The 16,077-nt window shown below is 64.8% G+C and carries 14 protein-coding genes; 13 read left to right on the forward strand and 1 reads right to left on the reverse strand.

Features of this window, described 5'->3' with window-relative positions:
* Nucleotides 1-179: 179 nt before the first annotated feature.
* The 9 genes from CXQ89_RS12865 (at nucleotide 180) to CXQ89_RS12905 (ending at nucleotide 9,201) form a co-directional block, all read left to right on the forward strand.
* Entirely contained in the window at nucleotides 180-959 is a 780-nt protein-coding gene (locus CXQ89_RS12865) for a DeoR/GlpR family DNA-binding transcription regulator (RefSeq protein WP_104161550.1), read from the forward strand.
* Nucleotides 956-2,299, forward strand: coding sequence for a 6-phospho-beta-glucosidase (locus tag CXQ89_RS12870; protein ID WP_104161551.1), 1,344 nt, complete (start codon nucleotides 956-958; stop codon nucleotides 2,297-2,299). Before CXQ89_RS12865 ends, CXQ89_RS12870 begins: the two co-directional genes overlap by 4 nt.
* 43 nt (nucleotides 2,300-2,342) lie before the next feature.
* Nucleotides 2,343-2,942, forward strand: a complete 600-nt coding sequence (locus tag CXQ89_RS12875) for a phosphoesterase PA-phosphatase (RefSeq protein ID WP_104161552.1) — start codon at nucleotides 2,343-2,345, stop codon at nucleotides 2,940-2,942.
* Nucleotides 2,943-3,044: 102 nt separating this feature from the next.
* Nucleotides 3,045-3,542 carry a hypothetical protein gene (locus CXQ89_RS12880; RefSeq protein WP_104055003.1) on the forward strand — a complete coding sequence of 166 codons (498 nt, stop codon included), beginning with the start codon at nucleotides 3,045-3,047 and terminating at the stop codon, nucleotides 3,540-3,542.
* A complete protein-coding gene (locus CXQ89_RS12885; protein ID WP_104161553.1) occupies nucleotides 3,539-4,531 on the forward strand; it encodes a hypothetical protein in 993 nt (330 codons plus the stop codon). Before CXQ89_RS12880 ends, CXQ89_RS12885 begins: the two co-directional genes overlap by 4 nt.
* Before the next feature lie 28 nt (nucleotides 4,532-4,559).
* A complete protein-coding gene (locus CXQ89_RS12890; protein ID WP_104161554.1) occupies nucleotides 4,560-5,063 on the forward strand; it encodes a hypothetical protein in 504 nt (167 codons plus the stop codon).
* 5 nt (nucleotides 5,064-5,068) lie between these two features.
* Nucleotides 5,069-5,500, forward strand: coding sequence for a hypothetical protein (locus tag CXQ89_RS18895; RefSeq protein ID WP_237685383.1), 432 nt, complete (start codon nucleotides 5,069-5,071; stop codon nucleotides 5,498-5,500).
* Nucleotides 5,501-5,861: 361 nt separating this feature from the next.
* Entirely contained in the window at nucleotides 5,862-7,973 is a 2,112-nt protein-coding gene (locus CXQ89_RS12900) for an FAD-dependent oxidoreductase (RefSeq protein WP_219815611.1), read from the forward strand.
* A gap of 334 nt (nucleotides 7,974-8,307) precedes the next feature.
* Nucleotides 8,308-9,201 carry a hypothetical protein gene (locus tag CXQ89_RS12905; protein ID WP_104161555.1) on the forward strand — a complete coding sequence of 298 codons (894 nt, stop codon included), beginning with the start codon at nucleotides 8,308-8,310 and terminating at the stop codon, nucleotides 9,199-9,201.
* 49 nt (nucleotides 9,202-9,250) lie between these two features.
* Here CXQ89_RS12905 and CXQ89_RS12910 read toward each other — a convergent pair whose 3' ends face one another.
* The gene (locus tag CXQ89_RS12910) at nucleotides 9,251-9,751 is read right to left on the reverse strand and encodes a hypothetical protein (RefSeq protein ID WP_104161556.1); all 501 of its coding nucleotides are present in this window, start codon (nucleotides 9,749-9,751) and stop codon (nucleotides 9,251-9,253) included.
* Between the two features lie 207 nt (nucleotides 9,752-9,958).
* Here CXQ89_RS12910 and CXQ89_RS12915 point away from each other — a divergent pair, with 207 nt between their 5' ends.
* From CXQ89_RS12915 to CXQ89_RS12930, 4 genes are all read left to right on the forward strand, one after another.
* On the forward strand, nucleotides 9,959-10,189 hold the full coding sequence (locus CXQ89_RS12915) for a hypothetical protein (protein WP_104055014.1): 231 nt from the start codon (nucleotides 9,959-9,961) through the stop codon (nucleotides 10,187-10,189).
* Between the two features lie 373 nt (nucleotides 10,190-10,562).
* Nucleotides 10,563-12,434 (forward strand): hypothetical protein, encoded by a 1,872-nt coding sequence (locus tag CXQ89_RS12920; RefSeq protein ID WP_104161557.1) that lies wholly within the window; start codon nucleotides 10,563-10,565, stop codon nucleotides 12,432-12,434.
* A gap of 23 nt (nucleotides 12,435-12,457) precedes the next feature.
* Nucleotides 12,458-13,468 (forward strand): SGNH/GDSL hydrolase family protein, encoded by a 1,011-nt coding sequence (locus tag CXQ89_RS12925; protein WP_181032337.1) that lies wholly within the window; start codon nucleotides 12,458-12,460, stop codon nucleotides 13,466-13,468.
* A gap of 227 nt (nucleotides 13,469-13,695) precedes the next feature.
* Nucleotides 13,696-15,990, forward strand: a complete 2,295-nt coding sequence (locus CXQ89_RS12930; protein ID WP_181032338.1) for a zinc ribbon domain-containing protein — start codon at nucleotides 13,696-13,698, stop codon at nucleotides 15,988-15,990.
* Nucleotides 15,991-16,077 lie beyond the last annotated feature (87 nt).

Here is a 16,077-nt window from a genome sequence, read left to right on the forward strand (position 1 = left end):
CGGTTCCTCTTCCTTGTCCTTGTCCGCAGTCCTGCGCCGGCATCTGTGGCGGCTGGGCTGCAGGAGGATGCTGTGACTGATGTTGCATTGCCCTTGGGACGCTAACACGCACAATTGTGCAGAACAAGCACGAATAAAGTGCTTGAAGCTGGCTGATTTTGGCTGTTAGGGTCACTTGCATGCTCACTGACAGCAGGCGGTCCGCCATTCTGCACCGGGTGCGGGAGACCGGAAGCGCTTCGGTGGCGGACCTTGCCCGGCTGGTGGACGCCAGTGAATCCACCATCCGCCGGGACCTGAACACTCTTCACGGGCAGGGCCTGCTGCGCCGGGTCCGCGGCGGCGGCACCGGCGTCGAGCACCCCGGCGCAGAAGCCCTCCCGGAACCCGACGCGGTGCCCTTCGACGAGGTGGCTGCGCATTCCTCCTCCACCAAACAGCGGATCGCCGTCCGCGCCGCGCAGCTGGTGGGCGACGGCGACGTCGTCGTCCTGGACATTGGAACCACCACCGCCCTGATCGCCCGCGAACTCCGCGGCCGCCCGGTCACCGTGATCACCGCCAGTGTTGCCGTTCTGGATGAACTGCGCGGTGATTCGGCCACCGAACTGATCCTGCTCGGCGGAGTGCTGCGCCGTTCCTACCATTCGCTGGTGGGAACACTGACCGAAGAAGCGCTGCACCGGCTGCGCGCCACCATCTGCTTCCTGGGCACGTCCGGAGTGCAGCCGGACGGCACCGTCATGGACACCACCGGCACTGAGGTGCCGGTCAAACGGGCCATTCTCGGTACGGCTCCGCATGTTGTGCTGGTGGCTGATGAAACCAAATTCCCCGGGACCGGCGTCCTGCCGGTCTGTGCCGCGGCAGCCGTCTCCACGGTGGTCACTGCGGCTTCCTCCCACCAGCCCACCCTGGACGTGTTCCGGCGGGCAGGAAGTGACGTCATCACCGTATGAAACTGACCCTGATTGGCGGCGGAGGCTTCCGCGTGCCGCAGATTTTCGAAGCCCTCGCTGCCGAAGATGCCGCGGCCCGCGTCACCGAGCTGTGCCTTTATGACACGGCGCCTGAACGGCTGGAGGTCATGCGTGCAGTCCTGGCGCAGCTGGCCGGAAGCACCCCGCGCCCGCCCCGGATCACCGTGGAAACCGACCTGGACGCCGCACTGCGCGGAGCGGCCTTCATCTTTTCTGCGATGCGGGTGGGCGGCGCTGCCGGTCGCATTACGGACGAGCGGGTGGCCCTGGACCTGGGCGTTCTGGGCCAGGAAACGGTGGGCCCCGGCGGGCTGGCCTATGCCCTGCGCACCCTGCCCGCCGCCCGGAGGCTGGCCGAACGCGCCGCGGTGCTGGCCCCGGACGCCTGGGTCATCAACTTCACCAATCCCGCGGGCATGGTCACCGAGGCCATGCGGGCATCCCTGGGGGACCGGGTGATCGGCATCTGCGATACTCCGATCGGGCTGATGCGCCGTGCCGTGCACGCCGTGGGGTCCACCCCCGACGCGGTGGACTTTGACTACGTGGGCCTGAACCATCTTGGCTGGCTGCGCCGGATCTCGGTGGCGGGCGAGGACCTGCTCCCGGCCCTGCTGGCTAATGACGCGGCGCTGGGACAGATGGAAGAGGCCCGGCTGATGGGCTTGGACTGGGTGCGCGCCCTGGGTGCGGTGCCCAACGAGTACCTCTATTACTACTACTTCCAGCGTGAAGCCACCGAGCGCATCCGCACCTCCGCCGAAACCCGCGGCGAGTTCCTGGAACGGCAGCAGACAGGTTTTTACCGGCAGGCACATCTGCACCCTGACAGTGCCCTGGAACTGTGGGAGCTCACCAAGCATGAACGGGAGGCCAGCTACATGGCCGAAAGCCGCCCGGAGGAGGAGCGCAACGGCCGGCAGGAGAGCGACGTCGACGGCGGCGGATACCAGGGCGTGGCCCTGGACCTCATGGGCGGACTGACCAACGGCCGGGCGGCAACCATGATCCTGAACGTCGCCAACCGGGGCACCGTGGCGGAACTGCCGGACGACGCCGTGATCGAGGTGGTGTGCGACGTGGACGCGGCAGGGGTTGCGGCACGCAAAGTGGCGCCGGTCCGGGGAGACATGCTCGGACTGCTTCAGCAGGTCAAGGCCGCGGAACAGCTGACCCTTTCCGCCTCACTGCACCGCGATCCCGTGCTCGCCTGGCGGGCGCTCGCCGCACACCCGCTGGTGGATTCGGTCACCGTGGCCCGCAAACTGCTGGACACGTACCGGCAGGCCATACCGGGGGTGGCTGCAGCGTTTGACTGATGTGGCGCAACGCAGGCGGTGGCCTCTGCCCTAGAATCGACTGATGGCTCAAACCCAGCAGATCCCTGCCACCGGCGTGTCCACCGTGGCCCGCATCGTCACCGAAACCACGGCACCTGCAGTACTGGTGGGGATTCTTCTGCTGCTGCAGCCCCTGCTCAGCCCCGGCGTCACCTGGCTGCAGGGCATCGTGGCCGCGGGATTCACCGTTGGCCTGCCCTTCCTCGGGATCCTCTGGCTGAAGCGGCGCGGTGCCGTGACCGACCACCATGTGGGAGTGCGTTCCCAGCGGGCACCGATCCTGGCCGCGTCCGCGGTGTCCATCGGCATCGGCGCGCTGGTCCTGGTTCTCCTGAACGCCCCGGCAGTGCTCTTCGGCGAAATCGGCGGAGTGTTTATCGGGCTGATGCTGTGCATGGCCGCGAACCTTGTGTGGAAGCTGTCCGTCCACTCCGCAGTGGCCGCCTACGTTGGCCTGGTGCTGCTGGCGCCCATCCCGGTCTTCGGACCCGCGCTGGCCCTGATGCTGGCATCGGCAACGGGGTGGTCCCGGGTGAAGCTCGGGGACCACACGCCCACGCAGGTGCTCGCGGGGCATCTGGCCGGCTGCGTGGCCTTCGCCGCCGCGCTTCTGCTGCCCTGACGGTAACTTTTCCGGTTGTGGAACATCGGTTTTGGGATAAAGTCCTAACATCCAGTCTCTTCACAGGCGCGCATCACCGTGTGAAACAACGATGGGGAATTAATGGCAGTGCGTTTTAGGAAGTCCGACGGCGGGGAACGGACGGCCTCGAAAGCAGCGGTCGCGGCCCTGAACCTGGGCGGACACGTAACGTTCGATGAATTACTGGAAGTGGTCACGGAAGCCCACGGAAAGCCCATTGAACTGCGCGACATTGACCATTCAATCATTCCCGCCGTCACGGGGCTCTGGATTGAGAAGGACAAAAAGTCCATCATCCTGCTGCCCGCCGGCGACAACCGGCTGCACCGCACCCACGCCGCCTGCCACGAGTTTGGACACATTCTCCTGCGCCACCAGGGGTGCGGCGGGGTGGAGACGGCCATGCCGTCCGTCTTCCAGCACGTTGGCAGCCGCAAGGGCATTAAGCGGATGCTGGCCCGGTCCCTGGACTGGAACGAGACCGAGCGGGCCGCCGAGCACGTTGCCTACCTTCTGTCGCTGGCGCTGCTGCCCAACGGAAGCGAAAGCCCCAGCGACTTTGAGCGGACGTTCATGTGACGCTCCTGCAAATCCTTCCGATCATCGTTCTCTGGGCGATGGTCGCAATCCGGCTGCTGGGCCTGTGTTTCGGCTGGCGCCCGGGCATCCTGCCTGCGGTTTTCCTGGTGGCACTGGGCGCAACCCTGAACATCGACCCGGTGTACCTGGCGGTGGACCGGTTCCTGGGCGGCTGGAACCTGCTCAACCTCATGGTCCACCTGCTCATGGGACTGGGCATGACGGAGCTGAGCCGGCTGCTGCTGCGGGTTACCGGCCGTTCGAACCACGTGAAAGTGCTCATCAGTGTGGGGATTGTCCTTGCCTTGGCGCAGATCGTGCTCCTGGTTGTCTCGGACACCGAAGGATCCGCGGCCAGTTTCACGGACACCTTCGGTGACATCCCGACCGTGGCTTTGTACCAGGCCAGCTTCTTTGCCTGGTTTGGCATCATCACCGGGTACACGGGCGTGGAAACCCTGCGCCGCAACCGGCGGGGAGAGTCACGGCCCTTCCGGATCGGTTTCGACATTCTCTGTGCCGGGTGCATGGCCGGCGTCCTGGCGGCAGGCATGAAAATGATCCAGATCGGCCTGGAGATCGGCGGCGGCGACAGATACAACAATGGACTGATCACCGGATACCACGTTCTGCTCGCTCTCATGACCGTGGGATTTGCGGTGGGCTTCATCCTTCCGTCCTACGAACGCATTCGGCAAACCTTCCGGGCACGGACCGACTGCGAAAGGGACCTTGCCGCGCTGAGGCCCATTATGGGTCGTCTAGTGCAGACACCTGAAGGCCGCCGGTCCATGGGAGCCGCCAACATTGTCCTCGACGCCCGTGCGTCCAAGGCCCAGCTGTACCGCTGGTTCATTTTCATAGGCGATATCCGGGTCTTGGATCCCGGGCTGCTGTCGCCGCAGGAAATCCGAGTCATTGATGAGATAGGCAGAAGAATTGAGCACAACAGTCCATCGGCGCAGCGTCCGGCTGTCCCTCGCCGCTAGCTGCTCCAAAATACTGCCGCCTGCTCTGGTGCTGACCATTCTGGTGCTCCTGGCAGGGATCAAGGCAGGGCTGGGGACGGGCGGGGTGTTCCTGCTGGTGGCCGGCATCGTCGGCATTCCCGGCGCTATTTACAAAGGCACCAAGCCCGTGTTCCGGCGCCGCGGCCTGCCGGACAGCTGGCGGACCAACATCGTGGCGGTCCTGATGCTTCTCGGCACCGTTATCTGCTGGGCTATCCCTCTGAAGGCGCCGATTCCGCTGACCGTGGGGGCCTTGCTTCTCGGCAATGTAGGACTGGTGTTCTTCCGCCGCTGGCTCGACGTGTCAGCTCATGTGTCGGTCATGACCTTCGCCGTTCTGTGGATTCCGACATTGTTCGGGGGAGCCTGGGCATGGCTGTTGATACTATCGCCGTTGATGATGTTTAGCCGGGTTGTACTGCGCGAACACACCCGGAGTGAGGCGTTGTCAGGCGCAGCACTGGGAGTGGCAACTTTCTGCTGTTTTCTCGTAGCAATGACTTGGAGCTGAACTAAGTGGACGATTTTGGTCTTTCCCCGGAACGAGCCGCCGGCATCCGACGAGCCGAGACGCTCGCCAGAAAGATCAACCTCCTCTTGGACGTCATCATGTCCGACTCAGGAAAGCCGTATGACTACCCGGCCATCAGGGACGGCGCCCAGAAAGCCGGCTACTACCTTTCCCGTACCCGGTGGTCCCTGCTGAAGTCCGGAAAGGAGCAGGTTGTTCCGGACGAGGCGCTGCGCGCCATTGCCGCGGTCTTTGACGTGGACCCCGAATACCTGCTGCAGGAAGGCGGAAAGCTGCCCGAGAGGGTGGAGGCCGAGCTGGAATTGCTCCGCAGTATGCGCCGCGCCGAGGTCCGCAACTTCGCCGCCCGCGCCCTGGGCCCCGTTGACCCGGAGGCGCTGAGGGCCATCGCCAAAATCCTGGACGAGGACGAGTAGTCCGCAAAATTTCTCCAAAAAAACTTTGACCGCACGGGGGTCCGCTGTTATCGTTCAATCATGTTTCACACATGTGTGAGACTTGTTTGAACCATATAGCTGCAGGCGGGGACGGCGGTCGACTGGGGGGTCACCTTCGTCCACGCCTGGGCTTATGGCGGCATCCAAGCTGAAGGCTTGGTGGACCACTAATAGTGGAACATCTGCTGCCTGTGGGGGGTCAGTGTGATGTTGCATGCGAAGCCAGCGGATTTCATCCGCTGGCTTCGCTGCGTTCTGGGCCTAATTCACGCCTGACCTCGCCCGCGGCGCGCCGCCGCCCTTCGTCGTCGTTCGGTGATGGGGTAGTAGAATTCATAAAGTGAAACTCAATTCCTTTTCCCATCTGATGGCACCGGGCACCATCGGTCCGATGGAAGCCCACAACCGCATCGTTCTGCCCGCAATGGATATGAACGTCTCCGAGCACGGCGAGATTGAACAGGCTGAGATTGACCACTATGTGGCACGGGCTGCCGGTGGCGCCGGCCTGATCATCACCGGCGCGTGTGCAATTGCCTTCCCCCATGGCGCGGCTTCCATGAAGGAACCGGGTCTGTCGGATGACAAGTACATTCCCGGGCTCAAAGCGCTGGCCGACGCCGTCCACGCTGCGGGCAGCAAGCTGTGCATCCAGTCCACCCACCACGGCAAGGTAGCCCGCGTGGACGTGGCCAATGACCGTCCGGTGCTCGCCCCGAACCAGCCGGGCTACAGCTATGACATGTCCGCACTGGCGGACAGCACCCCCACGGAACTCGGCAAGATGGGTGCCGCCACGGCCGGCAAGAAGATCATCTACCGTGACATGACCGCCGAGGACATTTCCTGGCTGGTCTCCACCTGGGCCGATGCCGCCGAGCGCATTGCCAAGGCCGGAGCCGACGCCATCGAGATCCACGCAGCCCACGGCTACATTCTCGGCGTGTTCCTGAACCAGCGCGACAACAAGCGCACGGACGAATACGGCGGATCGCTGGCCAACCGTGCCCGTCTGGCATGCGAAGTCATCAGCGCCGTGAAGGAACGCGTCGGCAATAAGCTGGCCATCCTGGTCCGCGTTGCCGGCGAGGAATACGGCCAGGAAGGCGGCCTGACCCTGCCGGAGGCCATTGAGGCCTCGAAGCTGTTTGAGCAGGCCGGCGCGGATGCCATCCACGTCACCGGCTGGGGACGGAACCCGTTCGACAACTTCACCGACGGTCCGCTGCCCAACAAGGTGGGCGCCTATCTGGAGAACGCCGCGGAGATCAAGAAGCACGTCAAGGTGCCGGTCATCGCCGTCGGCCGGATGCTGCCGAAGGTCGCCGAGAAGGCGCTAGCCGCCGGGCAGATCGACTTCGCCGCCATGGGACGCCAGCTGCTGGCCGACCCCGAGCTGCCGAACAAGATCCGTGACGGCAAATTCGATCAGGTTCGTCCCTGCATCAACTGCTACCTCTGCGTCGCCGAGAACTTCTTTGACGACACTCCCTTCTGCGCGGTCAACCCCGCCCTGGGCAACGAGGCGCTGCTGCCGCTCAAGCCCACTTCGCTGACCAAGCACGTTGTCGTCGTCGGCGCCGGGCCCGCGGGCCTGGAAACCGCACGGGTCCTGACCGAACGCGGCCACCGCGTCACCATCGTTGACAAGGCTGACCGGCTGGGCGGCACCATGTGGTTTTCCACCATGACCACGCCGGATAACGAACGCCTGCTGCGCTGGTTCAAGTCCGAAATCAAGCGGCTGAACATTGCGGTCAAACTGAACACTCCGGCCACCGTGGACACCATCCGCGCCCTGCACCCGGACCACGTCATTGTGGCCACCGGCGCCGTCCGCCCCAAGCCTGACTTCCCGGGCGGCGACCTGCCGAACGTGCAGACCGGTGACACGCTGCGCGCCATGATGCTCGGTACAGCGACGGCGGAGGAAGCCGGCGCGGTGCTCAGCACTCTGGGTAAGCTTGGTCGCCTTTCCGGCGTGACCAAGAGCCCCGAGTTTGTCCGCCAGTTCACCAAGTTCTGGCTGCCCATGGGCAAGGACGTCGTTGTTATCGGCGGGTCCCTGGTGGGCCTGGAGCTGGCAGAATTCCTGGCCGAGCGGGGCCGCAGCGTGACGCTGCTGCACGAAACGCAGCAGCTTGGCCTGCCGCTGGCCATGCCGCGCCGCTGGACCGCGGTGAAGGATGCCAAGGACCACGGCGTCAAGATCCACCGCAACGTGAAGATCACCCGCATCACGGAGAAGACCGTGGAGTGGACCGAGGGGGAGCAGAGCTTCAGCGCACCCGCCTCCATGGTGGTCTACGCGGACGGCACGACGTCGGCGGCCCCGCTCGCGGACGAGCTGCGTGCAGCGGACATCAGCTGCGACGTCGTTGGCGACGCCGGCGCCGTCAATTACATCCACGGCGCCATCCACTCCTCGTGGAAGGTCAGCACCGAGCTCTAGGGAGTTCCGGTGGAGGGGCGGGCAGCGAACGTTGCATTCGGACTGACCGCCCCTTGCACGCGCCTCCTCCTCGGCGCGCTCTGGGCGGGAGGCTCGGTTCATTCGAACCGGGCCTCCCGTCGTTTGGCGGGGGATCACCGCCCGGCTTCCCTGCGCGCGGGAGACTACCGTCACCGGTAAAGCGCTCGTTCGGGTGCGTGGGCAGAGGGAACGCCTTGCCCGCGCACCCAGGCGCTCCTACGGTTGAAACACCTGGACAAACCGACCCCGCAGCCCGGCAGGGACCGATGGATGTTCCCGCTTTCTGCAGCGTCCGAACCCGTGCGAGGCGATTATGGGAACACAGCCGAACGATCCGATGCCCGGCTACGGCCAGGGATATCCGCCTCCGCCGGAGCCAGCCAATGATGGCAGGGGCCTCGGGCTGGCAGGCTTAATCCTTGGAGTCATTGCACTGGTGCTGTTCTGGCTTCCGCTGCTGAACTACGTGTCGCTGGTCCTGGCTTTGGTAGGTCTGGGGCTCTCGATTGCTTCGCTGGTGATTGTCCGGCGGAGAGGAACCCCGCAGGGCATGTCCGTTGCTGCTGTGATTGTCTCCTCGGTGGCCTTGTTGGCAGCCATCCTTGCCACCGTTTTCTGGAGCGCTTTGTTCAACTCGGTCGACGAAGAACTCGACAATCCATTGACCCCGGTCACTGTGACGCCAACAACCACCGCCACGGTCACCCAAACCGCCGCGCCAACGGCCACGGCTGATCCAACCATTCCGACGACGGGAAATCCGCCCGGCGCCGCCACGGCCGTTCCTAACAGGGAAATCCTTCCGCTGGGTACAGCCGCCGAAGTGGGAGATTACACCGTGACAGTTTCAGACGTAGAGCTCGACGCGACGGACTCAATTCTCGGCGTCAGTGAATTCAATGACCCGCCCGACGGCCAGTACGTGCTCATCACGCTCGACGTCGTCTACAACGGCACCGAGGAAGGTGACCCCTGGATCGATCTGGCCACCAGGTTTGTTGGGTCGGACAGCCGCCAGTACAGTCCATCGACCTGCCTCGCCATACTCGACCTCCCGGCGACGGACGTGCCAACTCTGGAAAACGGCGGTTCAGGCCAGTACGAAGTCTGCATGGATGTTCCCGCGGCAGCTATTCCCGGACAACGGGTATTCGTGGAGGACAACACCAGCTTTGACGGGTCGGAGGCCAGCTGGCAGACCCAGTAAACAACCTACGGCTGACTGACTAAACCTCCACCGGCGTCACCAGCGGGGATCATCCACGACGGCGAACGGGACGGCGCGACGGCCGCTGGCCGGGTTTCGCCGTCGAACGCTCGCCCGGCGGCAGGCCGCGCACCCGGCGCCGTCCGTCGCTGAGCAGGCGCACACCGTCGTCCAGGGTTTCGCGCAGTTCCATGAGTGCGAACTGATAGCGCTCCGGCTCACGGCTGGCTGAGCGGAGGTAGACAGTGCAGGCTGCCGCCATCCGCATGAGCACTCCGGTGTTGGCAGAGCCGCTGCGCAGGTGGGTGAGGGTTTCCAGGATCCTGTCGCGGGCGTCCAGCACCGTGGGACGCAGCCGGGCTTCGCCGTCTGACCCCTCGACCGTCTGCGGTTGAATCGCGGCTAGGGACCGCTTCAAATGCAGGTCCATGATCAGCGCGTTCAGAGCAACCGACTCGTCGCGGCGGTCGATGCCCGAACGGGTGCCCCAGCCGGCGCCGATTCCCACGATAAGGCCGAGGACGGGCGCGGTAAATGCCAACCATTCCATGGGAGCCCTCCGGAAGAAGCGTCCTTCGACGGTACCTGCGGGCACCGATGGTGAGCCAGCGTTCGGGCAGGTTCCAAGACATGCAGGGACGAGATTCGCAGTGTCATTCCGGAAGTTACGGCTCAGGACAGAACCTGTCCGCAACTCTCTCTGCTGCGCCTTCGGGCAGGCCTAGCGTGAATTATCCGGGCCGAGGAGGTGAGACAGATGGGCCTGATGGAAATAGAAGTGGCGAAGACGCTGCAACAGGAGCACCTGGCGGCAGCGGATCGCCGGCGGAGGCTAAGAGACCGCCAGCGCATGGCACATGAGCAGCAGGACCTTGTGGGCGGATCGAACACGAGCACGAGAAGGCCGAAGGTGGACTGGCCGGTGTTCTCCGTCCGGATTGGCGGGTTCGAACTGGTTGCGTTCCGAACCGTGCAGCTTGGACCTTGAGACCCTGCGTTACAGCAGCGGCCGGCGCATGCATCATTTGCCGACAATTTACTTATTCTGATGCTCTTCGAATTCCAGGACGGGTTCTTGCGGCGCCTGTTTTCCTGCTGAGAAGTGGAATCCTGTTAGGCTCCTCGCTGGAATAGTTTTGTGTTGTTGGGGAACGCACTCGTCGTTTCCCTGTTTTCCGGGGGAAATGCAAAACGAGTTTCCCCAGGGTGCCTACACTCAGACGCGGGCGGCTGCCCGGCTATTCCCCGAAGGTTTTTGTGCGCATGCCGGACCTTCGAATGACCAACCATCATAAAGGGGGATTGCCATGAAATTCTGCGGTCAATGCGGGCAACAACTGATTCCGGAAGCCCGTTTTTGTGTGAGCTGCGGAGCCGCGGTACTCAAGGTTCCGACGACGGCGTCATCCGCGGCCGGCGCCGCCGACGCAGCCGTTCCGGACCATCAGCGGCAGCCCGAATATGTGGCTGCGGCCGGCGGTTCCGTCTCAGGACCGGGAGCCGCGATAGGGGAACGGAGCATTCCGGGGGAAGGATCCGCCGCATCGCAGGATTATTCCCCGGCACAGCCGTCCGCTGCGGGTACGGCCGGGGCCCGGAAACCAGCCAGCGCCTTCACGGGTATTCCGCTCAGCGACTACGTCCGCGACGGCGCCGCCGCCCTGGCCCTGATTATGTCCCTCTTCATGGCGTGGAGCTACGGCAGCGACGGAACATCCAAGGCAGCCACGCGGGTGGACGTAGTTCTGATCACCCTCGTCAGCCTGCTGTCCCTGGGCCTGAGCTATGTCTGGCGGGCGGGCGTTTTTGGGCCCGGGACAGGCTACCGCAGGATCCAGGACCTCAAGCTGCTGGCCAATGCACCGTACGTGCTCATGGTTCTGGTCTACACCGCACTCAGTCTGATCTCTGCCGACCGTTTCGACCCCGGCGCCGTTGCCGCTCTCGGTCCGGCTGTGGCCTTCGGGCTTGCCGGAGCACTGCTGGCGGCGCAGCCGCGACTCGCCGAAATTGCGCCGGGGGCCGTGGATGAGTCCCGGAACCGGCGCTGGATCCACGTCACCCTCGGTGTTGCCGCGCTGGCTTCCGTGGTGGCCTTGGTTCAGATCATCCGTTACTGGGCGGCCTACAGCGGCTCCGGGTCCTCCGGCTGGGGAATCGTGGCCACACTGATGGCGCTGGCCAGCCCTGCGGTCCTGTTGATCATCGCCATCCGGGTTCATCAGCGGTCCGACGGCTGGCGGCGGGCGGGTGTTGCCCTGGCCCTGGGCTCCGGCTTCCTCTCGTTGCTGGCCCTGTTCGAAGATCTGACCCTTCTGCAGCTGTCCGTCACGGCCTTTGTCCCCGGCTTCTCCCTCCTTTTCTGGATGGCGTTTGGAGCCGCCGTATCGGCTCCGTCGGTGGCACGTCTTACCGAAGCGTCCCAGGTTGCTTCCACAGACACCCGTAACACTTTGCAGCCGCTGCTCTTCCTGGCGGCAGGCCTCAGCGCTGTCCTCGCCCTGGGATCGGCCGTCACAGTCATGACAGTCGCCGTGGATGGCTACTCCGGTGGACTCGTTCCTCAGGTGATTGCACTGTTCTTTGGCCTGCTGCTCACCGCAGGAGCCATCCTCACCCTGCGCCTCACGGGCAAGGATCCCCGTTCCGCCTACATCATGCCCAGCGGTTACGCCGGACTGCTGGTTGTCCTGGGCCTGGTGCTTCTGATCGTGTGGGTGGTGCAGGACGAAGACTTCTATCTTGGCCCGGTCATCATGCTGCTCACCTTTGTGGTTCCTGCCGCACTCATGGCCGCGCTGTGGCTGCCGGCCGCTTCCCGGGAACAGTTCCGCCGCCTGCCCGCAGCCGCCGGATCCGAAGCGTCCGGGTTCAGCTTTGCCGGCGCACCTGCCCAAGCGCCTGCCGAACCCCAGCGGCCGGTGACCGAAGCAGCAGCAGGATCCCCGGCGGACAAGGGCAACCGTGCATCTGAGGAGACGGCCCACCTGGACAGAGGCACAGACCCGGCGCACTCCGCGCCGGCGGCCGCCGCCGTCGTCGTCGATCCTGACGTTCTGACGGAGGCCGCCAACCCGGGAACTCCGCTGGCACGGCTGCAGGAACTTGCGGCGAACCATCCGCTGGCCCGGCCCGCGGTGGCGGCCAATCCGTCCACGTATCCGGCCCTTCTCGCCTGGCTTTCAGAGCTGGGCGATCCGGCAGTCGATCAAGCGCTCCGCCAGCGCGGTTGATGAAGAGGGCTGCGGCCGGTGCGATGCCGCCGCTGCCACGGCTGTCGCTGGGTCTGCTGCTGGCGGGAACGCTGCTGGCCGGTTGCTCGACCGGTCCGGCGGTCGACGGCGGCACACCGTCCGCGGCTTCCTCAGCGGCTGAAGATGCTGCTGCCCCGGATGCCGCTGCCGCGGACACTGGGGAACGCCTGGCGGCTCTGCTCGGGAATACCGGCGGTCCGGCGGATGTGGTCCTGCTCGGTGATTCCTTCGCCGCAGGTGAAGGCGCCGGCTCCTATCAGCCGGTGGACGGGGTGGCCGACAGTCTGTGCCACCGCAGTGCGGCCGGGCTGTTGTCCGCAGCGGGCAACAGCACCGTTATCCACAACGCCGCCTGCTCGCGTGCCCGGATTTCCGCCCTGGGCTCGGCCCAGCAGATGCAGGGCCACGGAAACGCTGGCGTTCCCGCGCAGCTGGATCAGCTGCGCGGGGTCCGTCCGGATCTGGTGCTGCTGTATATCGGCGGCAATGACGCGGGCTTTGCCGAACTGCTGCAGGCCTGCATAGTCGAGGACACGTCGTGCGCCGGGGACGCCGTGCTCCGGCGGGCAACAAAACAGACACTAAGGGATTTGCGGGCTCCGCTCACCCAGCTGTACACCAGGCTTGGTGCGTCGGGGGCACCGGTTCTGGTCCTGCCGTATCCGCGGCTTTTCGACGCTGCGCCTAACCCGGGGCAGGACGCCTGCGGGCGGCTCACCCCGGAGGAACTGTCCTTCGGCCTGGACATCACCGATGCCCTGAACAACACCATCGAACAATCGGTGGCGGCTGCCGGGCTGCCCAACGTGCGGTACGTGGACGCACTGGAGGATTCCTTTGCCGGCCGCGGAGCCTGCAGCGCCGATCCGCTGGTGGTCACCGCCCGCCTGGGGCCGCTCCTGAATGCGGCAGCATCCGTGTCCGCTGCCCAGGAAGTCCTGCATCCCACCGAGGAAGGTTACCGGGTACTGACCGGTGATCTCCTGCAGTGGATGGAGGACCACGCGTCGTAGACAATGCGGTTGCTGCCGAAAATGGCCGCGCACAATTCCGGGGACAAATTCCCTTCCACGGCGGAACGGTTTCTCCAATGCGGAAGAACAGATTCGGATATCCACAGGCAGCAGACGTGCTTTTCGGGCCCCCATTAGCTTCTGTTAGGCTCAAAATATTGCACTGTAATTTCCGGGGGGGTTGTCACTCTGCATGCCCCGGAACTGATCATGGGGGAAACAAAATAATGAACTTCTGTATGTCCTGCGGCACTAAACTGCAGCCGGAGTGGCAGTTCTGTGCCAACTGCCGGCGGCCCGTCGATACCGCCGGTTCACCGCAGGCCGCGGGGACAGCCACCGGAGCCGTTTCGGTGACGCCGGTTCCGCCGGAGGCTCCGGAATCCGCCGCGCGCCAGCCGGAAGCAGCATCGCCGGCAGCGGCGCCCCAAACCCAAGCAACCCAACCCGAGCCGCCCCAAACGCTAGAGGCCCAGGGCGCAGCCGCCTCCACCGGGGCCACCCGGATCATCGAAACCGGCGGACCGGGCCATGCCGCGCCCGCGCAGCCCGGCGGCGGTTACGGGGCTCCGGCCGGCGGGGACGGTCACAGTGGACCGCCCAGCAGCGGCGGGGGAGACGGCGGCGGCTCAGGTCCGGAAGGGCCGGCAGACGGTGACACCCCGGAATCCGGCAAGAAGACCAACCGCAAGGCCATCATCCTCGGTGCCGTCGCCGTCGTTCTGGTGGCAGTTGGCGTTGGAGCCTTCCTCTTCATCCAGAACATGATCCGCGGCGGAGCCGGCTCACCCGAGCAGGTTGCGGAGAAACTGATCGAATCCATCGAGACCAAGGACGGCATTGGCCTGGTCACCATGGTGGCACCGGCGGAGCGTGAAGCCCTGGACAAGTTCCAGGAAGGATTCATGGACAAGGTCGAGGAATTCGGCATCTTCGAGGCCGCCAACAAGGTGGGCGAAGATTCCGTTGAGGACGAGTTCGACGACGAGATCAACCTTGACGGCATCAGCGTCACCTTCGAGAACGTGGAACCCACGGTGACCGAAGTGGATGACCAGCTGGCAGTCCTGAACTTCTCCTCGGGAACCGTGCGGCTGCAAATTGATCCGGAACAGACCACCGGAGCCGTCCGCTCAGGTCTGGAAGCCTCCGGCGAGATGGAACCCGTTGACGAGACCGCTGACCTGGCGGATCTGGACATCGAGGGCGAGGGCCTGCGCGTGGCCGCGGTGAAGGACGGCGGACGCTGGTACGTCAGCCCCATGTACAGCGGCCTGGAACTGGTTCTCCAGCTCACCGGCAACGAGCGCGGTTCGCTGCCCGAGCCCACGGACGGCGCCGACTCGCCGGCCGAAGCGGCCCAGGCCCTGGTGGGCGCGGTACCGGGAATCCTGGACAGCGGAAAGTTCACGGATCTGGGCAAGTACCTCATGAGCTACGAAGGCAACGCGGTCCACTACTACGGCGGCGCCCTGGACGAAGCCATGGACGGCGGCATCGACTCCGGTTTGGAGATCACGGCCAACACTTTCAAGGACGCCGAGAAAGACGGCGACCGCGGCCGCGCGCTGGTGGAAGAACTGAAAATGGAGGCCGACGGGGACGCCCTGTCCCTGACCGCGGACTGCATGGAATCCGGGCCGGAGAAATACTGCCGCGGCGAGTCCGGTTATGTGATGACCAACGGAAGCTTCGACGACGAAGCCATCATGCGCGCGTTCCCGCAGCTGGGCCTGTCCAGCGTCAAGGAAGACGGCAAATGGAAAGTCAGCATCATGGACACCACCACCGACCTGGCCCTGCAGTGGATGGATACCATCACCCGTGAGCAGGCCCTGGCCATGCTGGACCTGGCCCGGAGCGAGGATGCTGCCGGAACCATGACCCTGGACGAGGAGACGGATCTGGAGTTCAACTCGGCCGGCTACGCCGTGATGACGCTGAAGCTGGAGGAGGACACCGCGCTGCAGGGCGAGGGCAGCGGGGACAGCTACAGCAGCTACACCGTCTATTCCAAGGACGGCAAGGAAGAGATCACGTCATCGGATGAGCTTTTCGCTGATGAAACTCCCGCCGGGGAGTACAAGGTGGTCATCTTCGCCGGTGAGGAGTGGGCCGACGAATTCGCCGCCAAGGGCAACGATGTCAAACACTCCGGCTCCGTGACCATCCAGGAACAGGTGGCGCCCTCCGCGATCGACGGTTTCGAGACGCTGCAGTACAACTACCTCACCCTCGACGAATACCCCGGTCCCACCGAGACACACGTCCTGGACGTACCCAAGGGCGCCAACGTGGAACTGGTGGTCACCGCCGAGGGCTACATGGGGGCCTGGGACAAGCCCGGATCCCTCGTGCTGACCCTTGACGGGAAAACGCACAAGGTACCCGTCACCAATGACGACGAGGAACTGACCATTCCGCTGAGCGCCGGAATGGGACAGGAACTGTCCGTGGAGCTGGTGAAGGGTGACGGCAGCGGCGAAGAGGTCGACTACACGCTGGAGCTTGTCACCAAGTAAGTTGCCGGCCCTCTAGCCGCAGTCCCTCAGGAACCGGCCGGTGCCTTTCGCACCGGCCGGTTCTTTTTGTCCGGCGGCATTCCTTTT

The organism is Arthrobacter sp. ZGTC212 (assembly GCF_002929255.1).
Lineage (GTDB): Bacteria > Actinomycetota > Actinomycetes > Actinomycetales > Micrococcaceae > Arthrobacter_B > Arthrobacter_B sunyaminii.

Excerpts from the sequence above, each read along its gene's own strand:
- CXQ89_RS12865 (WP_104161550.1), top strand. The coding sequence starts at position 180 with ATGCTCACTGACAGCAGGCGGTCCGCCATTCTGCACCGGGTGCGGGAG.
- CXQ89_RS12870 (WP_104161551.1), top strand. The coding sequence starts at position 956 with ATGAAACTGACCCTGATTGGCGGCGGAGGCTTCCGCGTGCCGCAGATT.
- CXQ89_RS12875 (WP_104161552.1), top strand. The coding sequence starts at position 2,343 with ATGGCTCAAACCCAGCAGATCCCTGCCACCGGCGTGTCCACCGTGGCC.
- CXQ89_RS12880 (WP_104055003.1), top strand. The coding sequence starts at position 3,045 with ATGGCAGTGCGTTTTAGGAAGTCCGACGGCGGGGAACGGACGGCCTCG.
- CXQ89_RS12905 (WP_104161555.1), top strand. The coding sequence starts at position 8,308 with ATGGGAACACAGCCGAACGATCCGATGCCCGGCTACGGCCAGGGATAT.
- CXQ89_RS12910 (WP_104161556.1), bottom strand. The coding sequence starts at position 9,751 with ATGGAATGGTTGGCATTTACCGCGCCCGTCCTCGGCCTTATCGTGGGA.
- CXQ89_RS12915 (WP_104055014.1), top strand. The coding sequence starts at position 9,959 with ATGGGCCTGATGGAAATAGAAGTGGCGAAGACGCTGCAACAGGAGCAC.
- CXQ89_RS12925 (WP_181032337.1), top strand. The coding sequence starts at position 12,458 with ATGCCGCCGCTGCCACGGCTGTCGCTGGGTCTGCTGCTGGCGGGAACG.
- CXQ89_RS12930 (WP_181032338.1), top strand. The coding sequence starts at position 13,696 with ATGAACTTCTGTATGTCCTGCGGCACTAAACTGCAGCCGGAGTGGCAG.